Genomic DNA, 20,040 nt, shown 5'->3' on the forward strand with positions numbered 1-20,040 from the left:
GTTAATGACTCCTTGGCTTATAATTAACTCAAAGAACTGCATTAAATGAGAACAAAAATTTAATGCAATTGGCTTCTCGTTCTATTCACAACTCTTTTAGTTTTGATCACTTGGTGTTATGTTTGGGTTTGCATTAATTTCCGCTTGAGGAATTTTAAAGATCCAATCATCATTTAAAGAAGGTTTTTGTACTTGATAAGCGCCTTGATAAAGTACTGCTGAAGCTCCAGAACCTCCATTGGCTCCGTGATCTATTCCTTCATCCCAACGGATTTTATCTGTATATCCAAAACCTTCTCCCCATAACTCTACTGCTCTTTGAAACTTAATATGGTTCATTAAAGATTCTTGTGTATTATAAATAGTTACATCATAAGCACTATCACGCTCTTCACCTAGAGGTTTTAATGCATTTTGAGCTCCTATCACATCGTTCATCATTGCTCTTGCTTCAGCTTCTATTAAATACATTTCTGAAGCACGCATATATATTATATCGTCAGGATCAATAGAACCAGGATTCTTATTTTTCAATTTAAAGTGCATATATGGGTGTTGGTTAAAACTATTTGTAATACCATATTCTGCGTTTATTTCTGCTCTTCTGGCATTATAAGCAACTAAATCCCCTACATAATTAGGGTCTCTTGGTAATCCTGTATCAGAGTCAAGACCACCTTGATTATTTGAAGCCGAAAAGTTTGTGTTAGGTGCATCTATAATAAATACACCTTTTCTATAATCTGTATCAGGAATTGCATCCACTATCCTTCTGTCAGCTATTTTAGGATTATTTCTAATTTGACTTCCATTAAAAGTATTGCTAGCTAGATAAAAATAAGAACGAAAGAATGTTGTTTCCGTTTGAATAACATTACTTCCCCAAATAACTTCAGAAAGATCATTTGTGTTAAATCCTGATTTCCATTCTGATTCATTCATTAACGGATAATTTTGACGTGCTATTACAGCAGCATCTGCTGCTGTTTGCCAATCTCCTTTAGAAAGAGCCCATCTAGCTTTCAATCCATAAGCGACCTCTATATTTAACTGCGATTTTACTTCTGCCCCTCCTGATGCTCTTGATGCCCCATTTTCAAAAGCACTAATCGCAGCATCCAAATCTAGTCCTATTTGATTATAAATCACTTCAACTGTTGATCTTGGCTCACTAGTAAAAGGAGACTCTGAAGAAAAAAGCAAAGGCACACCAGGATCTGTACTAGGAGTACCTATCAAATACCCCCTACCATAATGCTGTACTAAAGACAAATAAGCATAAGCTCTATAGGTATAAGCCTGTCCTAAAATTGTATTTAATGTTGGGGTTTCTGTTAAACTACCTTCTAAAATTCCATTAATCAATAGATTTGCATGTAAGATTATATTATATCTATGATACCACAGTAATTCATTTGTAAGCGATGTTGGTTGGGTATGTGAGTTCCATTGCATTTCAGTTCTCCAACCTAAATTATTAGCATTAGCACTATGAATTAGTCCTCCTGATAAATTATCTCCCAATGGTATCCAATAGTGATTTCCTGCTCTTTGAGAATCTCCTCCAGGAAATATATTTTGCGACTGAGAATACAATCCTCTATGCACTCCATTTAACACTAACTGCATGTTTGTTTCATTAGCTAATGCATCAGCTGCAGAAATAGCATTGGTTGGGGTTCTTTCAAGAAAGTCTTCTTTACATGCTGTTGCCGAAATAAGGGTAACAGCTATTAATAAGTATTTTAATTTATTTAACATAATGATTTTTTTTAGAATGAAACGTTTATACCAAAAGAAATAATTCTTGGCGGAGAGAAATCATCGCCAGATGGCGTTCCTGCTAAATTATACTGAGGATCTAAGCCTTTTCTCTTACTCTTTAAGAAAAGGTTTTCTCCGGATAAATTAAATCTTATATGGTCCATTTTAAGAGACTCTACAACTTTTTTATCCAATGTATACCCTAAGTTGACATTTTTTAATGCCCAAAAAGACGCATCAGTTAAAAACCTGTCTGATTGAGTTCTAACCAAATCTGGATTTCCATTTTCTAACCTCGGAACATTTGTTATATCTCCGGGTTGTCTCCATGCATTTAATATATCTGGATGTAAAGACCTTCCGTAGCTTCCACTGTGCATCATGGAAGAGTATGCATTATCTAACACTTTTCCTCCAACACCATATGTTATTAAAAAATCAAAAGTGAAGTCTTTGTATGTCATTTTATTCAACACAGAACCTAAAAGATCTGGCACAGAAGAATCTCCTGTATAGGCTCTTTCTGTATCCTGCCAATCATTGGTTGTTTCATGGTTTCCATTTGCATCTAAAACAGGAACACTTTCTCCATTTTCATCTTGTTCGTACATATAAAACAATTGATCTCCATTAGCTGGGTCTACACCTGCTGTTCTTAATAAGAAATAATCAAACCTAGACCTGCCTTCAGCCCAACGTTTTGAGCCATTTATAAATGGATCTGGTAATTTTGTGATTTCATTTTTAAACGTGGAAGCTTGAAGTGTTAAGTCCCATTTAAAACTCTCTTTATTAAAAAGATGGGCTGTGAGGCCTACTTCCCATCCTGAATTAAACATATCACCTGCATTTACTGGAACTTCATTTAATCCATTACTAGGTGCAATAGGCAAAAGGTAAAGTAAATCTGTAGAATTTTTTTTATAATACTCAACAGAACCATCTAAAAAGTTATTGAAGAGTGCAAACTCCAGTGCTATATCAAAATTCTCTATGGTTTCCCATTGTAAATTAGCATTCCCTATATCTGTAAAAATAATGGCAGGATTAGCTGCATTGGACGTTATTGAAAAACGAGCTTGTGACAAATACGAATCTAACAGATCATCATTCCCTACTTCTCCATAAGAAGCTCTTAATTTTAATCTATTTATAAAAGAGATCTCTTTTATAAAGCTTTCTTGGTCAATACGCCAAGAAGCACCAACAGAGTAAAAAGTACCCCATCTTTTGTCCATATCAAATACAGAAGATCCATCACGTCGAACAGAACCACTAAAATAATATGTATTGGCATAGTTATAGTTCGCTCTAAAAAAATAGCCTTCAATTGCTTTATCAAAAGTTGCCCCATCTAAATCTACAATATTTGAAAAGTTAGCAAATTCAAAAATTCCATTAGCTGCTTGTATGGTGGCCAATCCTTGTAAATTAGAAAAGCTTCTTTCAAAACTCTCATGCCCTGCAAGTAATTCTAAGTTATGGTGGTCAAAATTTTTAGCATAAGTTAAAATTTGATTGAAATTTTCTACTTCTCGTCGTCCACGGGCTTCACTTAACCTTCCATCTGGCTGAGCATCTCCTATGATTGCATTTTCATATTCCTTTTCAAACAACTCGTTAATATCTCTACCATAAGTAACTTTAAAATTAAGCCCTTCAAAAAGTTTTATATCTCCATAAAATCTAAATCCATAAGTATTATCTTTATCACTTTCGTTATTCAGCAATAATTCTTGAAGTGCATGGCGACCTTGGTTGGTTGGTCTTGAACCTATATTGTACTCCGGAAAACCTTCTCCTGAATCAAAAACTAGGTTTCCAAATTCATCTCTTACAATATTCCCTTGTAAATCATTCACGTATACTGGATAAACAGACCCCATGCCCAATGCAAAACTAAATGGATTTACAATACTCCCCGTTCCTGCAGAACTTGGTCCTCTTGCTTCAGTTATAGCAATATTAGCACTTCCTCCTATTTTAATACTCTTACTAACATCAAAATCAGCATTTAATCTTGCCGTTATCCGTTCAAATCCAGAGGTTACCACATAACTCTCTTCATCTAAATACGAAGCTGAAAAGTACACTGTATGATCCTCACCACCTGCTGATATCCCTACGTTATAGTTATTTCTAATCCCCGTTTGTTGAAGTTCATCAAACCAATCGAGACTCTTATATATAACACGTGCATTAGGATTTAACTTCCCATCTACTCCAACAATTTGATCATTTAGTACATTGAACGGATTATACCCTAACTGGTTGTAAATATTAGCACTAGCAAATGCTGCATCTCCTCCACCAGCACTAGAGTTCTTCAATGCCTCCCACATAGTTTCATAATACTGGCCTGGTGAGACTTGATCGTATATTTGAATCCCATTTGTTACAACTCCAGATTGAGCTGTAAGACTGACTTTTACTCCGCCCTTTTTTCCTTTTTTGGTGGTTATAATTACAACTCCATTAGCTGCTCTGGAACCATATAATGAGGTAGACGACGCGTCTTTAAGCACTGTAAAAGACTCTATATCTTCCTGGTTTATTGTATTTAGCTCTCCTTCATATTGAATACCATCTACTATAAACAATGGATCTGTATCTCCATTGAGTGTACCAACACCTCGAATTATAATATCAGGAGATGCTCCAGGCCCTGCGGAAGATGTAAATTGTATACCCGTTGCTCGCCCCTCTATAGCCGCAATTGGAGAAGTTACATTACGAGTAGCTAAATCTTTTACACCTAAAACACTAGCTGAACCAGTAAATGCTTCTTTAGTAGTTGTACCATAAGCCACCACTACTACCTCATCTAGTAAATTAGTATCTTCCTCCATTTTAATACTTAAAACTGCAGTAGTTCCGACCGTTCTTTCGACGGTTTTGAGTCCTACAAACCTAAACACAAGTATGTCTCCTTGGTTTACTTTAATGGCATACTTCCCATCAAAATCTGTTTCAACACCTCGGCTAGTACCTTTAACTACTATACTAACACCTGGTAAGGGTCCCGTTTGATCAGTTACTGTTCCTGTAACTGTTTTTTCTTGCGCTGAAATCGTCATGCTTATTAGCGCAAACATTAACATTAGGTAATTTTTTAACCTCATAAATTAAAGATTTAAAACCTAAGGTTTTTTCTTTGGAGAGGTTCTTTTGGGAGGTTGCGCTGATGGGTTAAGTCAAAACCTTAAGAAGATTAGAAATTTAAAATTACAAAAAAAATGCTAAAAACCAATTATTTAACATTTAAGAGCAAAAAGTACATAAATACATAAAAAATAAAAAAGTCAAGGTTAATGACTCCCTGACTTTATAATTAATTCAAATAATTACACCAATGAAAACAAAGTTGGTATAAGTTGACACAAATGTATGAAGCTTCCCTCTCCCCTTTTATAACTTTGATTTGAATTGCCATTTTTTTGAACTGAAAAACTACTACTTTAACATGAAAAGGGCTGAGTTTAAAACTCAGCCCTTTCTTTTTAGGGGAATGCGTATTCCAATAAGAAAATTATTTTACCTAAAGGAATTAATTTATAAAGGGATTGTTTTGAACTTCAGATTGTGGAATTTCAAGAACTAATCTATCATCATTATAAGGTATAGATTCTCCTGTTAAATATGCATGGTTAGAACCTCTTGTTAATGTTGCTTTATTTCTTTTTAACGCAAAGAAACTTTTTCCTTCACCCCAAAACTCTACTCTTGTTTGTAAATAGATTTCATCTAGTAAAGCTTGACCTGATAAAGCATCTATATAAGCATACTCTGCAGCATTCTCATATCTCTCTGACAACAAGTCTTTTATACGGTTTTTAGCTTCTACTTCCAATCCTTCTTTAGCTGCCATTTCTGCTGATAATAAGTACATTTCATCAACTCTCATATAAATATAATCTGATTCTATATTTCGTTGACCTCTGAATTTTTTAGCAGAGTGGTAAAACTTATTTATAGGCATTAAATAGCTTCCTGAAGTTGCATCACTATCAAACTGCGTTTTTCTAATATCGTTATCGTTTATAGAGTTAAACAGACCTAAATCTATTTGTTTTAAATCTCCAAACGACTGGTAGCTAAATGTGTAATAATCCATTTGCCCCCACCATGATACTAAATCTAATCCATTGTCTATGGTAATGTCAACACCCCACATCCAACTTGGATTTTCAGCAACACTATTAAAACCTCCTGTTACTCTTTCTTTAGAAGTTAACGGGAATCCTCCTTCATTTATAACTTCTTCTGCTAATTTTCTAGCATTAGTATTATCAGTTCCAGTACCTCTTGAAGCATATACATAAGCTAATAAAGCCTTAGCTACATGCTTGTTTATTTGGTATGTTTCTTCTCTGTTATACGATTCTAAAAGAGTAATTGCTTCCTCTAAATCTTTTACCATTAACTTATATACTTCTTCTGTAGTACTTTGTGGTTGTGCATCAGAATTAGCTTCTGTATAGATAGGTAAGATTTTTGATGTAGGTGTATACTCAGGAATATACAATTGAGTTAAATAGAAATATCCATAAGCTCTTAGCGCTTTCGCTTGTCCCATTTGCTCTCTATTGGCATCTGTAATTACAGCATCATTACCCCCTAAAGACCTAATTACCAAATTACTAGAGTTGATTATTCTATAATAATACCTCCAAGCCATATAATTTGGCTTAGTAAATGTAAAGTCGTTAGTAGCGATTAATTGCGCTATGCTACTATACCTATTATAAACATTTTGAGCAAGAGCTAAATCTCCAGATAACATGTCGCTAATAACATCATATGCTTTTTGTCCATAATCTTCATGTGAACCTGGTAATCCTCCTGTTTCAACTTGTAACATTGTTTCATAAATACCTCTTAAGGTACCATTTAAAACACCTGGATAAATCTTTCCTGTCTCTGATACGTCTTCAACAGTAACGTTTTCAGTAGGGCTTTCCTCTAGAAAATCATCACTACAGCTTATTGAAAGAGCTACAACTGCCCCTAATAATATTGGTTTTATATATTTTCTCATATTGTTTTAAATTTAAAATTTAGCTCTTACACCAAAAGTTATTGTAGATAATGGTTGATAACGGTATACGTCAGACGAACCTGTTTCCGATGTCATCGGATTAAATCCATTTCTAGCACTTAATAAAAATAAGTTGTCTCCTGCTACCCATAAGTTTAAAGATTTAACTCCTGAATTCTCTATAAAACTACTTGGTATAGTATATCCTAATCTAACATTGCTTAAAGCTAAATAGTCTGTTGATGTTATAAAACGTGAAGAAACAGAGTTTACTTGAATGTTTCTATCACTAATTAATCTTGGTACACTAGCAATGTCACCTGGTTGTTTCCAGCTATTTCTTATATCTGTATGCCAGTTACCTGATCCAACTTGTCCGTTATCCATTAAGCTAGCATATACATTATCGTAAGAGTGACCTCCTAAACTATAACCAAACAACGTGCTTAATGTAAAGTCATGTACTTTTGCATTTAATCTAAATGCTCCTCTAACTTTAGGTATAATAGACTTGTTTATATACTTCTGAGTAGCGTCACTATAAGTGCTTGTTGTAGTTTTACTAATTGCATTCTTTGGAAATTGGTTTTTGTATTCTGCTAAACTTCTAATTCCTTCACCATCATCTATCGTTCCATTATTATTAGCATCGTGATAGTACTGGTTCCAAAGAGGAGCTCCTGTTTGTGTGTCTACTCCAGCCCATTCTCTCATGTAATAATCAAAAAGACCTTTTCCTTTAGCTCTACCAAAACTTCCTGCGATATCTAAAAATTTTCTTTCTCCAGTTGCTGGATCGATAGGCATTTCAGTTAGTTCACTATTAAACATTTCTCCATTAATACCAAAATCTAACTTATAGTTTTCTTTTTCTATTAAATGCGCTGTTAAGTCAAATTCAACTCCTGAGTTTCGTAATGTACCATCATTTACATCAACAAGACCATTACCTGACGAAGGAGGTAATCTTCTTTCAAAAATTAAATCTTCCGTATTCTTTATATAATAATCTACAGATCCTTCTAGCTTATTATTTAAAACAGTAAACTCTAATCCTGTTTGGAACATTTTAGAAGTTTCCCATGTTAAATTAGGATTTTGTATTGCATTAGGTCTTAATGAAATTTGACCTCCTAAGTTACCTATAGTATAACTATCTCTACCAGAGTAAATATCAACCCCTGCTTGATCTCCTAAAATACCATAACTCGCCTTAAACTTTAAAAAGTTGATAAAGTTGATATCAGAGATAAAGTTTTCTTCAGATAAAACCCATGATGCTCCTAAAGACCCAAAAGTTCCCCATTTGTCTTTAGCAAATCTAGAAGACCCATCACGTCTTATAGCTCCAGAAAGGTAGTATTTTCTTTTGTAGTTATATGATACTTGTCCAAAGTAACTTTCTAAAGCAGATCTAGTACTGTAACCTGTTGGAGGCGAAGAAACTACCACATAGTTATTAGGATCTTTTAACCCGTTTTGTAAATTAACAACTCTATTTTTACTTAAGGTACTAATTTGGAATTCAGACTGATTAGTTTCGTGTGCTACTAAAGCAGAAAGGTTATGGTTTCCAAAATTCTTGTTATATCTAAAAATATTTAAGAAGTTCTGAGTTAAAACACTTTCGTTTTCTTTGTATAAAGTTCCTCTTTGTTGTACAGCAAAGCCATAGAATGGATTCTGAACTTCATTATAAATTTGGCTGTAATATTGAGCTCCATATTGTGTCTCAAACTCTAAGCCATCTAAAAGAGATACTTTAAATGAGAAATTACCATTTAATGAGTGACGATCAGAACCTATAAAATTATGTTGAGCATTTCCTAAAGCATTGGTACCTCCACCAAAACCTCTGTCTCTATAATCGTATTGATTTCCTCCATATTTAGGGTCTTCTACAAAATCACCATTTGCATCACGTAAAAATAAAGGATAAATAGATGGAATATTATCTACGTACCAAAAAATACTTCCTGAGTCATCAGACTGTCCGTTTTCGATAGATTTTCCTAAAGTATATCCAACATTTGCTTTTGCTGTTAACCATTTTGCTGGTTTGTGAGTAATGTTTAATCTTGACGCATATCTTTTATACCCTGAATTGATAGAGTATCCTTTATCATCTAAATAACCAAAAGAGCTAAAGTACTTAGTATCTTCATTCCCTCCACTCATTTTAACGTTTGCCTCAGTTCTTATAGAAGATTGAAAAGCATAATCTCCCCAGTTTTCTGGAGTGTACTTTCTTGATAACCCAGGTCTTACTTTTCCTGTAGCTGGATCTATTATTTGAGAAACATCATTAGTAGTAAAATAATTAAAAGCATTACTAATTCCTCTTCTTGAATCAAATAAATTTTGATTTGCATAAGCTGCTCCGTCTATGGTTGGGTCAATATCTAAACCTCTATTGGCCATTGCATGCCAAGACAACTCTAAATATTCATCTGGAGATTTTATAACATCATACCTTGGTAATAACTGAAAATTAACCCCTGTTTTTAAATCAACTTCTACAGATGTTTTTCCTGATTTACCAGACTTTGTTGTAATCATAATTACACCATTTGCTCCTCTAGAACCATAAATAGCAGTTGCCGAAGCATCTTTTAATACTGTTGTAGAAGCAATATCTGAAGGGTTAATAGAGTTTATTGATCCTGAAAAAGGAACTCCATCAACTACATATAATGGATCTCTACTTCCATTCACAGAACCAAAACCACGAATACGAATAGTTGCTACAGTACCTGGTTGTCCTGAGGTATTGATTACATTAACACCTGCAACCTCACCTGCTAAAGCTTGAGACACATTAGAAACACTTTTTGCTTCTAAAGCTTCTGCTTTTACCACTTTTGCCGTACCTGTAAAAGATTGTTTGGTTGTTGTTCCATAACCAACAACTACGATTTCGTCTAATATGTTACTGTCTTCTTTCATTAAAACATTTAGTTCTGAAGCTGCTCCTACAGTTCTTTCTGTTACTTGCATTCCAACGAAACTAAAAACTAAAACATCTCCTGTCTTTGCTTTTAATGAATACTTTCCATCAAAGTCAGTTTCAGTACCTATGGTCGTACCCTTTAAAATTACATTTACACCAGGCAACGGCCCTGCACTATCAGACACCACTCCAGTGATTTTTTTCTCCTGTGCACTCATATTCAGTAAAAAACCAAAAAAGAAGAATACACAGATTACATTTTTCCAATGTAGATTCATAAATTATTAAATTTTTATTAATTAACAGTTGTAAATCTAAAGGCTATAAGTTTTTGTTAACACTCATTTGAAGTTAACAACCTTTATTTTGATGTGAAAAAACAATTTTAAGAAGTCGGCAACACACACCCCAAAAACAGCTAAATGTTAATTAATGTTAATTTTTTTAAAAAGCCCCTATTTTAATAGAATTCTAGAGGGCTTCTTCTTTATTTTTGCGGCTCGTTTTATTTAAATAATAAGTAAGCAAATCCCTTCTATTTACTAATTAAAATCAGACTATAAACTTTAACAAATAATTAAAGTTTCTAATATTTATTTAACTAAACTTTAATAAATTAAAAGTTAGGGTATCTCCTAGTTTTAACTGTTATAGCTACAAGAAAACAAAATGTATATGAAAATATCAATTCTAATCGTTGACAACGAACAAACTGCTAGGTCAAGATTTAAAAAATTAGTCAATGACTATAGTTTTATGGAAATTGTAGATGAATGCTCTAATGGTTTAGACGCTATAGAAAAAATAAATATTTTACATCCTGATGTAGTTTATCTTGATACAAAAATCAACAATATGACAGGGTTTGATATTATAGAAAAGATAACCTTACCTAAAAAACCTATTTTTATTTTTACCGCTTCTTCTAATGAACATGCAGTAAAGGCTTTTGATTATTTTGCTTTTGACTATCTTTTAAAACCATTAGAAGAAGACAGGTTTTATGCTTCAATAAAAAAGGTTATAGATTATAAAAAAATAGAAAAGCTTTCAAGCTTGGATAACATTTTAGACCTTGTAAAAGAAAACACTTCTATTGAAATGCCTGTAAAAGGTACTAAGATTAATATCAAATCGGGGAATAAGATAATTTTCTTGGAACGAAATACTATTAAATACATTTCTGCTTCTGGATATTATGTAGAAATTTTTACTACGGATAACAAAAAATACTTACTGCGAGAATCTTTATCTAGTATTATCAAAAGATTAAATTCTAACTTATTTATCAGAATTCATCGATCAACTATTATTAACTCTAATTTTATTGATGAAATTATCACTTCTAACTATGGTGAAACAGATGTAAAAATTAATGACAACAAAACATTCAGAGTAAGCAAAAGCTATAAAAAAGAATTTCAGGAACTTATGGGGGTTAAATAATACCTCTTTTTTTTTGATTCCTTACTTTTGCTTGTATGAGTATTGAAAAAAAGTATAAAAGAATAGTTTCTTTGGTTCCTAGTCAAACAGAACTTTTAGTTGATTTAGGGCTTGAAGATTGTATTGTAGGACTAACTAAATTTTGTATTCACCCTAAGCATCTTTTAAAAACCAAAACAATTGTTGGCGGGACAAAAAATATAAAAATTGATAGGATTAAAAGTCTTCAGCCTGATATTATCTTATGCAATAAAGAAGAAAATACCAAAGAAATTGTTGCCGCTTGCCAGCAAATAGCATTTACTCATGTTTCCGACATTTTTACACTTTCCGATTCTTTAGAGTTAATTTCTCTTTATGGGAGTTTTTTTGACAAGCAAGTTGAAGCTAAAAAAATGATTGATGAATTGACATCAAAAATAAGTGATTTTAAAAGGTTTATTACAAATCAAAACTATAAAAAAGTAGCTTATTTTATCTGGAGAGACCCTTGGATGGTTGCAGCAAACAACACGTTTATAAACCATCTGTTAGAACTAAACAAGTTTGTTAATGTTTATGCCGATGAAAAGAGGTACCCTGAAGTTAATATAAAAGAACTTCAAAATAAAAAGCCAGCATTTATTTTATTATCCTCTGAGCCTTTCCCTTTTAAAGAAAAACATAGTACCGAAATAAAAAAGCACATAAAAGATGCATCACCTATCTTAGTTGACGGTGAATACTTCTCTTGGTATGGTAGTAGACTGTTAAAAGCTTTTGATTACTTTAAGGAATTACACAACAGGATTTGACATATCTTCATCTAAATATTTTATTCTATTTAGCTTTTCCAATATCTTCATTGCTTTGAATGCTGAGCGATCACTTTTACACTCATCTTCATACTTATAATCATTAGCTGTCTCAACCAATCTACGATATCTTTCTTCAAGATGTTTTCTATATCTTCGTAATTGATTAATTCTTGACATTTCTAAATTGGGTTAACACGGATTATAAATATACATATTTATTTGATTTACAACCACATAAAACAACAATTAAATATAAAATGGGGAAAACACCCGTAATTGCCACCTACCAACAACAAAAAAACTCTTGAAAAATCAAGAGTTTTTTTGTTGTTGACAGTATGTACACTACCTGTTATCTTGTAACGCAAAAACCTGTCGTAATAATGCTGTATCACGTAATCCTATTTTATTACGTATGCCTTTTTCTTCAACTGCAATCATTGTAAAAACCCCATCCAATGCTTCAATTGTTACGTAGTCTGTTAAATCTGGATTTACTTTTTTAACAAATGGAATACTATTGTATTTTAAAATTAAATTTGACCAAATTTTATCCGCTCCTACTTTAGCAAACGAGTTTTTAATTACAGGATTAAACTCAGCATATAATGCAGAAGTTGTTTTTCCTTCTAAATAAGAAGTCGCTGCGTTATCAGCTCCTAATAAAATATTTTTTGCATCTGTAAACGTAATTTCCTTAACGGCGTTCACAAAAATTGGAGTCGCGGTTTTTACAGCATCTTCAGCAGTTCTATTAATTGCTTTTAGACCTTCATCTGCTAAATTACCTAAGCCAATACTACGCAACCCTTTATCTACTGCCTGTAATTCTTCTGGTAATAAAATTTTCACCAAGTCATTCTTATAAAAACCATCTTTTGAAGTTAATTTTGTTACTTGATGCTGAATACCATTATCTAAAGCTTGACGCAAACCATTACCTATTTGCTCTTGTGTTAATACTCCTCCTTGTGGTAATTGATTTACTACTTTTTGTAATTCTGCACACCCCATAAAAGTAAGTGCAATAAAGAATACTGTAATTTTTTTCATGTCTACTGGTTTGATTTTATCTATTAGAAACAATAAACTAATTATTGTCACATTTATTTGAAGCTGTCAGTATTTTTATCATATCCATACGGACAATGTTTACAGCCGTTTTTACAGCAATACCCTCGTCGTAAATGATATGTTTCTTTAAAAACCCTATACCCTTGTTCATTGGTATAATACTCATCAGGAGTAGGTTTTAATATCTTATTTCTCATGCTACAAATATCATAAAAAAAATACGTTAAACAGACTTTATGTTTCTGCTTAACGTATTTTTATATATCTTAAAAATTTAAACCTTACTTTTTAGCATTAGGTGGATACTCCGCCATAATTTCAGCTACAAATTCTTTAATACGTGCCTCTTTTCTTTCTACACTGCTTGTACTTAAAGCTCCTGTTCCTATTCCTTGCCATACTAACTCTTTTTTGTCAGCATCTAACAAATCAATAAACAACGTTCCTTCTGTATATTGAGAAACCGTTACTGGACTTGAACCATAATACCATGGATAATAAAACCCTCCATAATAATTATCATTCACATTGATACGCTCACGAGATTTCGTAAACAAACTCACCAAGACATCTGGTGTAGCTGATTTTGTCATTCCTTTCGCCATCAACTCTGCTTCAATAGCACGCATAATACGTTTTTTATCCAAATCAGAGATTGGAGCTTTGTCTATGCCTGTTTTGTAAAACGCAAATGTTTTATACTGATTAAAATCAGTTTGTGTATCATAATCTGTGACCACTCTTACCGAACTACATGAAGTAATTAGTAAAGCTACAATTGGCAAAAAAAGTAATTTTAAATTTTTCATTTTCTTAGGATTTACATGTTGTCTAATAACGCATCATCTACTAAGTTTGGAAGGGTTACTTTTAGTTTCTTTTCAACCTCCATCGCTCGTTTAATGGCAAAAACAGCTTCTTCATTTCTTGCCCAACTACGTCTTGCTATTCCGTTATTCACATCCCAGAAAAGCATTGATTGTAAGCGTCTTGATGCATCTTTAGAACCATCAAGAAGCATGCCAAATCCACCATTAATTACTTCTCCCCAGCCTACTCCACCTCCATTGTGAATAGAAACCCAAGTAGCTCCTCTAAAACTATCGCCTATTACATTATGAATTGCCATATCTGCTGTAAAACGAGAACCATCATAAATGTTAGAAGTTTCACGATACGGTGAATCCGTTCCAGAAACATCATGGTGGTCACGACCTAACACTACTGGACCTATTTTTCCTTTCTTAATTGCTTTATTAAAGGCTTCAGCTATTTTCATGCGTCCTTCAGCATCTGCATATAAAATACGTGCTTGTGAACCTACTACTAACTTATTTTCCTGTGCCCCTTTTATCCACTGAATATTATCTGCCATTTGCTGTTGGATTTCTTCTGGAGATTTTTTCATGATTTTCTCCAACACCTTACAAGCAATCGCATCTGTTTTCGCTAAATCTTCTGGTTTCCCAGAGGTACACACCCAACGGAAAGGACCAAAACCATAATCGAAACACATAGGTCCCATAATATCTTGTACATAACTAGGGTACTTGAACTCTCTTCCTAACGTCGGATTCGGATTCATTACATCAGCACCTGCTCTGCTCGCTTCTAACAAAAAGGCATTTCCATAATCGAAGAAATAGGTTCCTTTTTCTGTATGCTTATTGATTGCTTTTGCATGACGACGCAATGTTTCTTGCACTTTTTCTTTAAATAATTCAGGATCATTCGCCATCATCTCATTTGATTCTTCAAACGACATATCTACTGGATAATATCCTCCTGCCCATGGATTGTGTAACGATGTTTGATCTGAACCTAAATCGATATACACATCTTCTTCAGCAAACTTCTCCCAAACATCAACCACATTTCCTAAGTAAGCCAACGAAACAACTTCTTTATTTTCTTTTGCCTTACGAACACGTGCTACTAACTCATCTAAATCGGTAATTTTTTCATCAATCCAACCTTGATCTAAACGAACCTGCGTTATTTTTGGGTTCACCTCAGCACATACTGTAATACAACCAGCAATATTTCCTGCTTTCGGTTGCGCACCACTCATTCCTCCTAAACCAGCAGTAACAAATAAGTTTCCTTCTGGTGATTTTCCTATCTTTCTAAATCCGTTTAACACAGTAATCGTAGTTCCATGTACAATTCCTTGCGGACCGATGTACATATAACTTCCCGCTGTCATTTGACCATATTGAGTAACTCCTAAGGCATTGAATTTCTCCCAATCATCTGGCTTTGAATAATTAGGTATCATCATTCCGTTCGTTACCACTACTCTTGGCGCATCTTTATGGGATGGGAATAGTCCCATTGGATGCCCTGAATACATTACCAATGTTTGCTTATTTGTCATCTCCGACAAATACTTCATCGTTAATAAGTACTGTGCCCAGTTAGAAAATACTGCTCCGTTACCACCGTATGTAATTAATTCGTGAGGATGCTGTGCTACTGCATAGTCCAAATTGTTTTGAATCATTACCATAATAGCCTTTGCTTGCTCTGATTTCCCTGGATATTCATCAATAGGACGCGCGTACATTTTATAATCAGGACGGAAGCGATACATATAAATTCGACCGTACTTTTCTAATTCTTCTGCAAATTCAGGTAATAGTTCTTCGTGGTGTTTTTTATCAAAATATCGCAATGCATTACGTAGAGCTAACTTCTTTTCTTCATCAGTTAAAATTTCTTTACGTTTTGGTGCGTGGTTTATCGTAGTATCATACTCCTTTTTTGGAGGTAATGCAGTTGGTATTCCTTGTTTTATTTGTTCTTTAAAAGTCATTTTATACGTTTTTAAGTCTTCAAATAAGATTGAAAACTTGTTAATAATTAAGTTTTTGGTAAGCGTAAAAATGAAAAACTATGGATAACGGATATCTGCTCTGTGGTACTGAGCTTCAATCCTCTTCTTATATTTTAAAGTTAAAAAATCCATCTTCTTTGAAGTTTGCACAAATATAAGTGTATACTGTTAAAAACTGTACTTTAAAAAAGTATAAATTTCACACTTGCTTTATTTCTTCTTACATTCCTAACAATAAATTGTACCTTTGGTAAGTTTATTGCACAAACAGGTTTATGATATTTATTTCAAAACATATAATTCCAAAAGGTTTTTCTGGAATGACATTATACCCTTTTATATTCTTAAAAAGAGAAGATTTAAAAGCTGATCCTGTTTTAATAAATCATGAAAAAATACACTTAAAACAGCAATTAGAGTTACTAATTGTCTTCTTCTATCTTTTCTATTTTTTAGAATGGCTTATCAAGCTATTCATTTATCGAAAAACATCATTAGCTTATAAAAACCTAAGTTTTGAGCGAGAAGCCTATCAAAATGAACATAATTTAGAATATATCGCTACTCGAAAGAGATGGGTATTCCTTTCTTATTTATAATTGTTAAAACATCCTGCTATTTTTTAAGATTTCCGTAAATTGCGTACCCGAAAATTAAGACAATTTACGAATGGAACAAATAACTCCCTATAAACCTAAACACAAAGTACGAATTGTAACTGCGGCTTCTTTATTTGACGGGCACGATGCTGCCATTAATATTATGCGCCGAATTATTCAATCTACTGGGGTTGAAGTAATTCACTTAGGACATGATCGAAGCGTTGAAGAAGTAGTAAACTGTGCTATTCAAGAAGACGCAAATGCCATTGCTATGACTTCGTACCAAGGTGGACACAACGAGTACTTTAAGTACATGTACGATTTATTGCAAGAAAAAGGAGCTGGACATATTAAAATATTTGGTGGTGGTGGCGGAGTAATTCTACCTGAGGAAATCAAAGAGTTGATGGACTACGGAATTACTCGTATTTACTCTCCTGATGATGGTCGTGAATTGGGATTACAAGGAATGATTAACGATTTAGTACAACAATCAGACTTTGCCATTGGAGATACATTAAATGGAGAAATCGATAAATTAGCCGATAAAGAAGTGGGGAGTATTGCTCGTGTAATTTCTGCTGCGGAAAACTTCCCTGAAGTTGCCAAAGAGGCTTTGGATACTATTCACGAAAAAAATAAAAATGCTACAACTCCAGTTCTAGGAATTACAGGTACAGGTGGTGCAGGTAAATCAAGTTTAGTAGACGAATTAGTTCGTCGTTTCTTAATTGATTTTCCAGAAAAAACTATCGGATTAATCTCTGTAGATCCATCAAAAAGAAAAACGGGTGGAGCTTTATTAGGTGATCGAATTCGTATGAATGCTATTAATAATGAGCGTGTATACATGCGTTCGTTAGCTACACGCCAATCTAACTTAGCATTATCAAAATATGTAAATGAAGCAGTAGAAGTATTAAAAGCTGCAGAATTTGACTTAATCATTTTAGAAACTTCAGGTATTGGACAATCAGATACAGAGATTATTGAACATTCTGATACTTCTTTGTATGTAATGACTCCTGAATTTGGTGCTGCAACTCAGTTAGAAAAAATCGATATGCTTGATTTTGCTGATTTAGTAGCCATCAACAAATTTGATAAAAGAGGTGCTTTAGATGCCTTACGCGATGTAAAAAAGCAATACATGCGTAACAACAATTTATGGGATGTTCACATGGATGACATGCCTGTTTTTGGAACGATTGCATCACAATTCAACGATCCAGGAATGAATTCGTTGTATAAAGCGATTATGGATAAATTGGTTGAAAAAACGGGAGCTGATTTACAGTCTACTTTTGAAATTACAAAAGAAATGTCTGAAAAGATATTTGTAATTCCACCTAGTAGAACACGTTATTTATCTGAAATTTCAGAAAACAACCGCGCTTACGACAAAAAAGTTGATGAGCAAGAAAAAGTAGCTCAGAAATTATATGGAATTTTCAAAACTATTGAAAGCGTTTCTGAATCTGAAATAGTACTAGATAAATCAGGAATTGAAGAAACTTCTATTAACAAGACAGAAGAAAACAAAGATTTTCTTAAGCTTTTAATTGCCGAATTTGATCGTGTTAAAATGGATTTAGACCCTTACAACTGGGAAATCATTTTAAACTGGCAAGAGAAAGTAAAAAAATACAAAGATCCTATTTACTCGTTCAAAGTACGTGATAAGGAAATTAAAATAGAAACACATACAGAATCACTTTCACACACGCAAATTCCGAAAGTTGCTTTACCAAAATACCAAGCTTGGGGTGATTTATTACGTTGGAATTTGCAAGAGAATGTTCCTGGAGAATTTCCTTATGCTTCAGGATTGTATCCATTTAAACGTACCGGAGAAGATCCAACACGTATGTTTGCGGGTGAAGGTGGACCTGAACGTACCAACCGTCGTTTTCACTATGTGAGTTTAGGAATGCCAGCAAAGCGTTTATCTACAGCATTTGACTCAGTTACATTATATGGAAACGATCCAGGACACAGACCTGATATTTATGGTAAAATTGGAAATGCTGGAGTGTCTATTTGTTGTTTAGACGATGCTAAAAAATTATACTCTGGTTTCGATTTAAGTCATGCCATGACTTCGGTTTCTATGACCATCAACGGTCCTGCTCCGATGTTATTAGGGTTCTTTATGAATGCTGCCATCGATCAGAATTGTGAAAAATACATCAAAGAGCACAAGTTAGAGAAAAAGGTTGAAGCAAAGCTTAAAGAGTTATACGACGATAAAGGTATTGACAGACCTAAATACAATGGTGATTTACCAGAAGGTAATGACGGATTAGGTTTGTTGTTACTAGGTGTTACAGGTGATCAAATCTTACCTGCAGATGTATATGCTGAAATTAAAGCAAATACCTTAGCACAAGTACGTGGTACGGTTCAAGCAGATATTTTAAAAGAAGACCAAGCACAGAACACGTGTATTTTCTCTACGGAATTTGCTTTGCGTTTAATGGGAGATGTTCAAGAATATTTTATTGAGAAAAATGTTCGTAATTTCTATTCAGTTTCTATCTCTGGATACCATATTGCAGAAGCTGGTGCAAATCCGATTACACAATTGGCGTTAACTTTAGCAAATGGGTTCACTTACGTAGAATACTACTTATCAAGAGGAATGGATATTAATAAGTTTGGACCAAACTTATCATTCTTCTTCTCAAATGGTATTGACCCTGAATACGCTGTTATTGGTCGTGTAGCTCGTAAAATTTGGGCGAAAGCGTTAAAATATAAATACGGAGCGAATCCAAGAGCACAGATGTTAAAATATCATATTCAAACTTCTGGACGTTCATTACACGCTCAGGAAATTGATTTTAATGATATCCGTACAACCTTACAGGCGTTATATGCAATTTACGACAACTGTAACTCGTTACATACAAATGCTTATGACGAAGCAATTACAACGCCTACAGAAGAATCAGTACGTCGCGCGATGGCAATTCAGTTAATCATCAATAAAGAATTAGGATTGGCTAAAAATGAAAACCCAATTCAAGGTTCATTTATTATTGAAGAATTAACCGATTTAGTGGAAGAAGCAGTATTAACAGAATTTGATAGAATTACAGAACGTGGTGGTGTGTTAGGAGCGATGGAAACGATGTATCAACGTTCTAAAATTCAAGAAGAGAGTTTATACTACGAAACCTTAAAACACACAGGTGAATTCCCAATTATTGGCGTAAACACCTTCTTAAGTTCTAAAGGTTCTCCAACGGTTACTCCACAAGAAGTTATCCGTGCTACGGAGGAGGAAAAACAATTCCAAATCAAAACGAAAGAAAACTTAAACAAAGCGCATGAAGATAAAATAGAACAACTTTTATCTGAAATGCAATCGGCTGCCATTAACAATCAAAACCTTTTTGAAAAATTAATGGATGCTACTAAAGTTTGTTCGTTAGGTCAAATTACTTCTGCTTTATTTGAAGTTGGTGGTCAATACAGACGAAACATGTAAAAGGCAAAGCCTTTAAATAAATATAAAAAGCCTCACTTAA

General features: G+C 33.6%; 13 protein-coding genes. 4 read left to right on the plus strand and 9 right to left on the minus strand.

Going from position 1 to position 20,040, the window contains the following annotated elements; genetic code table 11:
* Window positions 1-96: 96 nt before the first annotated feature.
* From ACN0WY_RS01500 to ACN0WY_RS01515, 4 genes are all read right to left on the minus strand, one after another.
* Entirely contained in the window at window positions 97-1,761 is a 1,665-nt protein-coding gene (locus tag ACN0WY_RS01500) for a RagB/SusD family nutrient uptake outer membrane protein (protein ID WP_330487407.1), read from the minus strand.
* A gap of 11 nt (window positions 1,762-1,772) precedes the next feature.
* Window positions 1,773-4,886: a SusC/RagA family TonB-linked outer membrane protein gene (locus tag ACN0WY_RS01505; protein WP_417799319.1), complete on the minus strand. Its 3,114-nt coding sequence runs from the start codon at window positions 4,884-4,886 to the stop codon at window positions 1,773-1,775.
* Between the two features lie 425 nt (window positions 4,887-5,311).
* Window positions 5,312-6,802 carry a RagB/SusD family nutrient uptake outer membrane protein gene (locus ACN0WY_RS01510; protein ID WP_330487409.1) on the minus strand — a complete coding sequence of 497 codons (1,491 nt, stop codon included), beginning with the start codon at window positions 6,800-6,802 and terminating at the stop codon, window positions 5,312-5,314.
* Window positions 6,803-6,814: 12 nt separating this feature from the next.
* On the minus strand, window positions 6,815-10,030 hold the full coding sequence (locus ACN0WY_RS01515; RefSeq protein WP_330487410.1) for a SusC/RagA family TonB-linked outer membrane protein: 3,216 nt from the start codon (window positions 10,028-10,030) through the stop codon (window positions 6,815-6,817).
* 397 nt (window positions 10,031-10,427) lie between these two features.
* Between ACN0WY_RS01515 and ACN0WY_RS01520 the strand changes: the two genes are divergently transcribed.
* Window positions 10,428-11,198: a LytR/AlgR family response regulator transcription factor gene (locus ACN0WY_RS01520; protein WP_417799320.1), complete on the plus strand. Its 771-nt coding sequence runs from the start codon at window positions 10,428-10,430 to the stop codon at window positions 11,196-11,198.
* Window positions 11,199-11,233: 35 nt separating this feature from the next.
* Entirely contained in the window at window positions 11,234-11,992 is a 759-nt protein-coding gene (locus ACN0WY_RS01525) for an ABC transporter substrate-binding protein (protein ID WP_417799321.1), read from the plus strand.
* On the opposite strand, the gene ACN0WY_RS01530 is transcribed toward ACN0WY_RS01525, so the two are convergent.
* The 5 genes from ACN0WY_RS01530 to ACN0WY_RS01550 form a co-directional block, all read right to left on the minus strand.
* On the minus strand, window positions 11,975-12,172 hold the full coding sequence (locus ACN0WY_RS01530; protein ID WP_125069320.1) for a hypothetical protein: 198 nt from the start codon (window positions 12,170-12,172) through the stop codon (window positions 11,975-11,977). The genes ACN0WY_RS01525 and ACN0WY_RS01530 overlap by 18 nt on opposite strands.
* A 168-nt stretch (window positions 12,173-12,340) precedes the next feature.
* A complete protein-coding gene (locus tag ACN0WY_RS01535) occupies window positions 12,341-13,048 on the minus strand; it encodes a DUF4197 domain-containing protein (protein ID WP_417799322.1) in 708 nt (235 codons plus the stop codon).
* Window positions 13,049-13,101: 53 nt separating this feature from the next.
* Window positions 13,102-13,266, minus strand: a complete 165-nt coding sequence (locus ACN0WY_RS01540; RefSeq protein ID WP_330487414.1) for a DUF5522 domain-containing protein — start codon at window positions 13,264-13,266, stop codon at window positions 13,102-13,104.
* 84 nt (window positions 13,267-13,350) lie between these two features.
* The gene (locus tag ACN0WY_RS01545) at window positions 13,351-13,878 is read right to left on the minus strand and encodes a DUF4136 domain-containing protein (RefSeq protein WP_330487415.1); all 528 of its coding nucleotides are present in this window, start codon (window positions 13,876-13,878) and stop codon (window positions 13,351-13,353) included.
* Window positions 13,879-13,889: 11 nt separating this feature from the next.
* Window positions 13,890-15,884, minus strand: a complete 1,995-nt coding sequence (locus ACN0WY_RS01550; protein ID WP_417799323.1) for a urocanate hydratase — start codon at window positions 15,882-15,884, stop codon at window positions 13,890-13,892.
* A 296-nt stretch (window positions 15,885-16,180) separates the two neighbouring features.
* Between ACN0WY_RS01550 and ACN0WY_RS01555 the strand changes: the two genes are divergently transcribed.
* Entirely contained in the window at window positions 16,181-16,504 is a 324-nt protein-coding gene (locus ACN0WY_RS01555; RefSeq protein ID WP_330487417.1) for a hypothetical protein, read from the plus strand.
* Between the two features lie 70 nt (window positions 16,505-16,574).
* Entirely contained in the window at window positions 16,575-20,000 is a 3,426-nt protein-coding gene (locus ACN0WY_RS01560) for a methylmalonyl-CoA mutase family protein (protein ID WP_417799324.1), read from the plus strand.
* The last annotated feature ends 40 nt before the right edge of the window (window positions 20,001-20,040 follow it).

This window comes from Tenacibaculum sp. (genome assembly GCF_048269885.1).
In the GTDB taxonomy this organism is placed as follows: domain Bacteria; phylum Bacteroidota; class Bacteroidia; order Flavobacteriales; family Flavobacteriaceae; genus Polaribacter.

What these genes read in the sequence shown, in the direction of transcription:
- ACN0WY_RS01510 (WP_330487409.1), bottom strand. Translation starts at nt 6,802, where the DNA reads ATGAGAAAATATATAAAACCAATATTATTAGGGGCAGTTGTAGCTCTT.
- ACN0WY_RS01505 (WP_417799319.1), bottom strand. Translation starts at nt 4,886, where the DNA reads ATGAGGTTAAAAAATTACCTAATGTTAATGTTTGCGCTAATAAGCATG.
- ACN0WY_RS01530 (WP_125069320.1), bottom strand. Translation starts at nt 12,172, where the DNA reads ATGTCAAGAATTAATCAATTACGAAGATATAGAAAACATCTTGAAGAA.
- ACN0WY_RS01550 (WP_417799323.1), bottom strand. Translation starts at nt 15,884, where the DNA reads ATGACTTTTAAAGAACAAATAAAACAAGGAATACCAACTGCATTACCT.
- ACN0WY_RS01545 (WP_330487415.1), bottom strand. Translation starts at nt 13,878, where the DNA reads ATGAAAAATTTAAAATTACTTTTTTTGCCAATTGTAGCTTTACTAATT.
- ACN0WY_RS01515 (WP_330487410.1), bottom strand. Translation starts at nt 10,030, where the DNA reads ATGAATCTACATTGGAAAAATGTAATCTGTGTATTCTTCTTTTTTGGT.
- ACN0WY_RS01555 (WP_330487417.1), top strand. Translation starts at nt 16,181, where the DNA reads ATGATATTTATTTCAAAACATATAATTCCAAAAGGTTTTTCTGGAATG.
- ACN0WY_RS01520 (WP_417799320.1), top strand. Translation starts at nt 10,428, where the DNA reads ATGAAAATATCAATTCTAATCGTTGACAACGAACAAACTGCTAGGTCA.
- ACN0WY_RS01535 (WP_417799322.1), bottom strand. Translation starts at nt 13,048, where the DNA reads ATGAAAAAAATTACAGTATTCTTTATTGCACTTACTTTTATGGGGTGT.
- ACN0WY_RS01560 (WP_417799324.1), top strand. Translation starts at nt 16,575, where the DNA reads ATGGAACAAATAACTCCCTATAAACCTAAACACAAAGTACGAATTGTA.
- ACN0WY_RS01540 (WP_330487414.1), bottom strand. Translation starts at nt 13,266, where the DNA reads ATGAGAAATAAGATATTAAAACCTACTCCTGATGAGTATTATACCAAT.
- ACN0WY_RS01525 (WP_417799321.1), top strand. Translation starts at nt 11,234, where the DNA reads ATGAGTATTGAAAAAAAGTATAAAAGAATAGTTTCTTTGGTTCCTAGT.
- ACN0WY_RS01500 (WP_330487407.1), bottom strand. Translation starts at nt 1,761, where the DNA reads ATGTTAAATAAATTAAAATACTTATTAATAGCTGTTACCCTTATTTCG.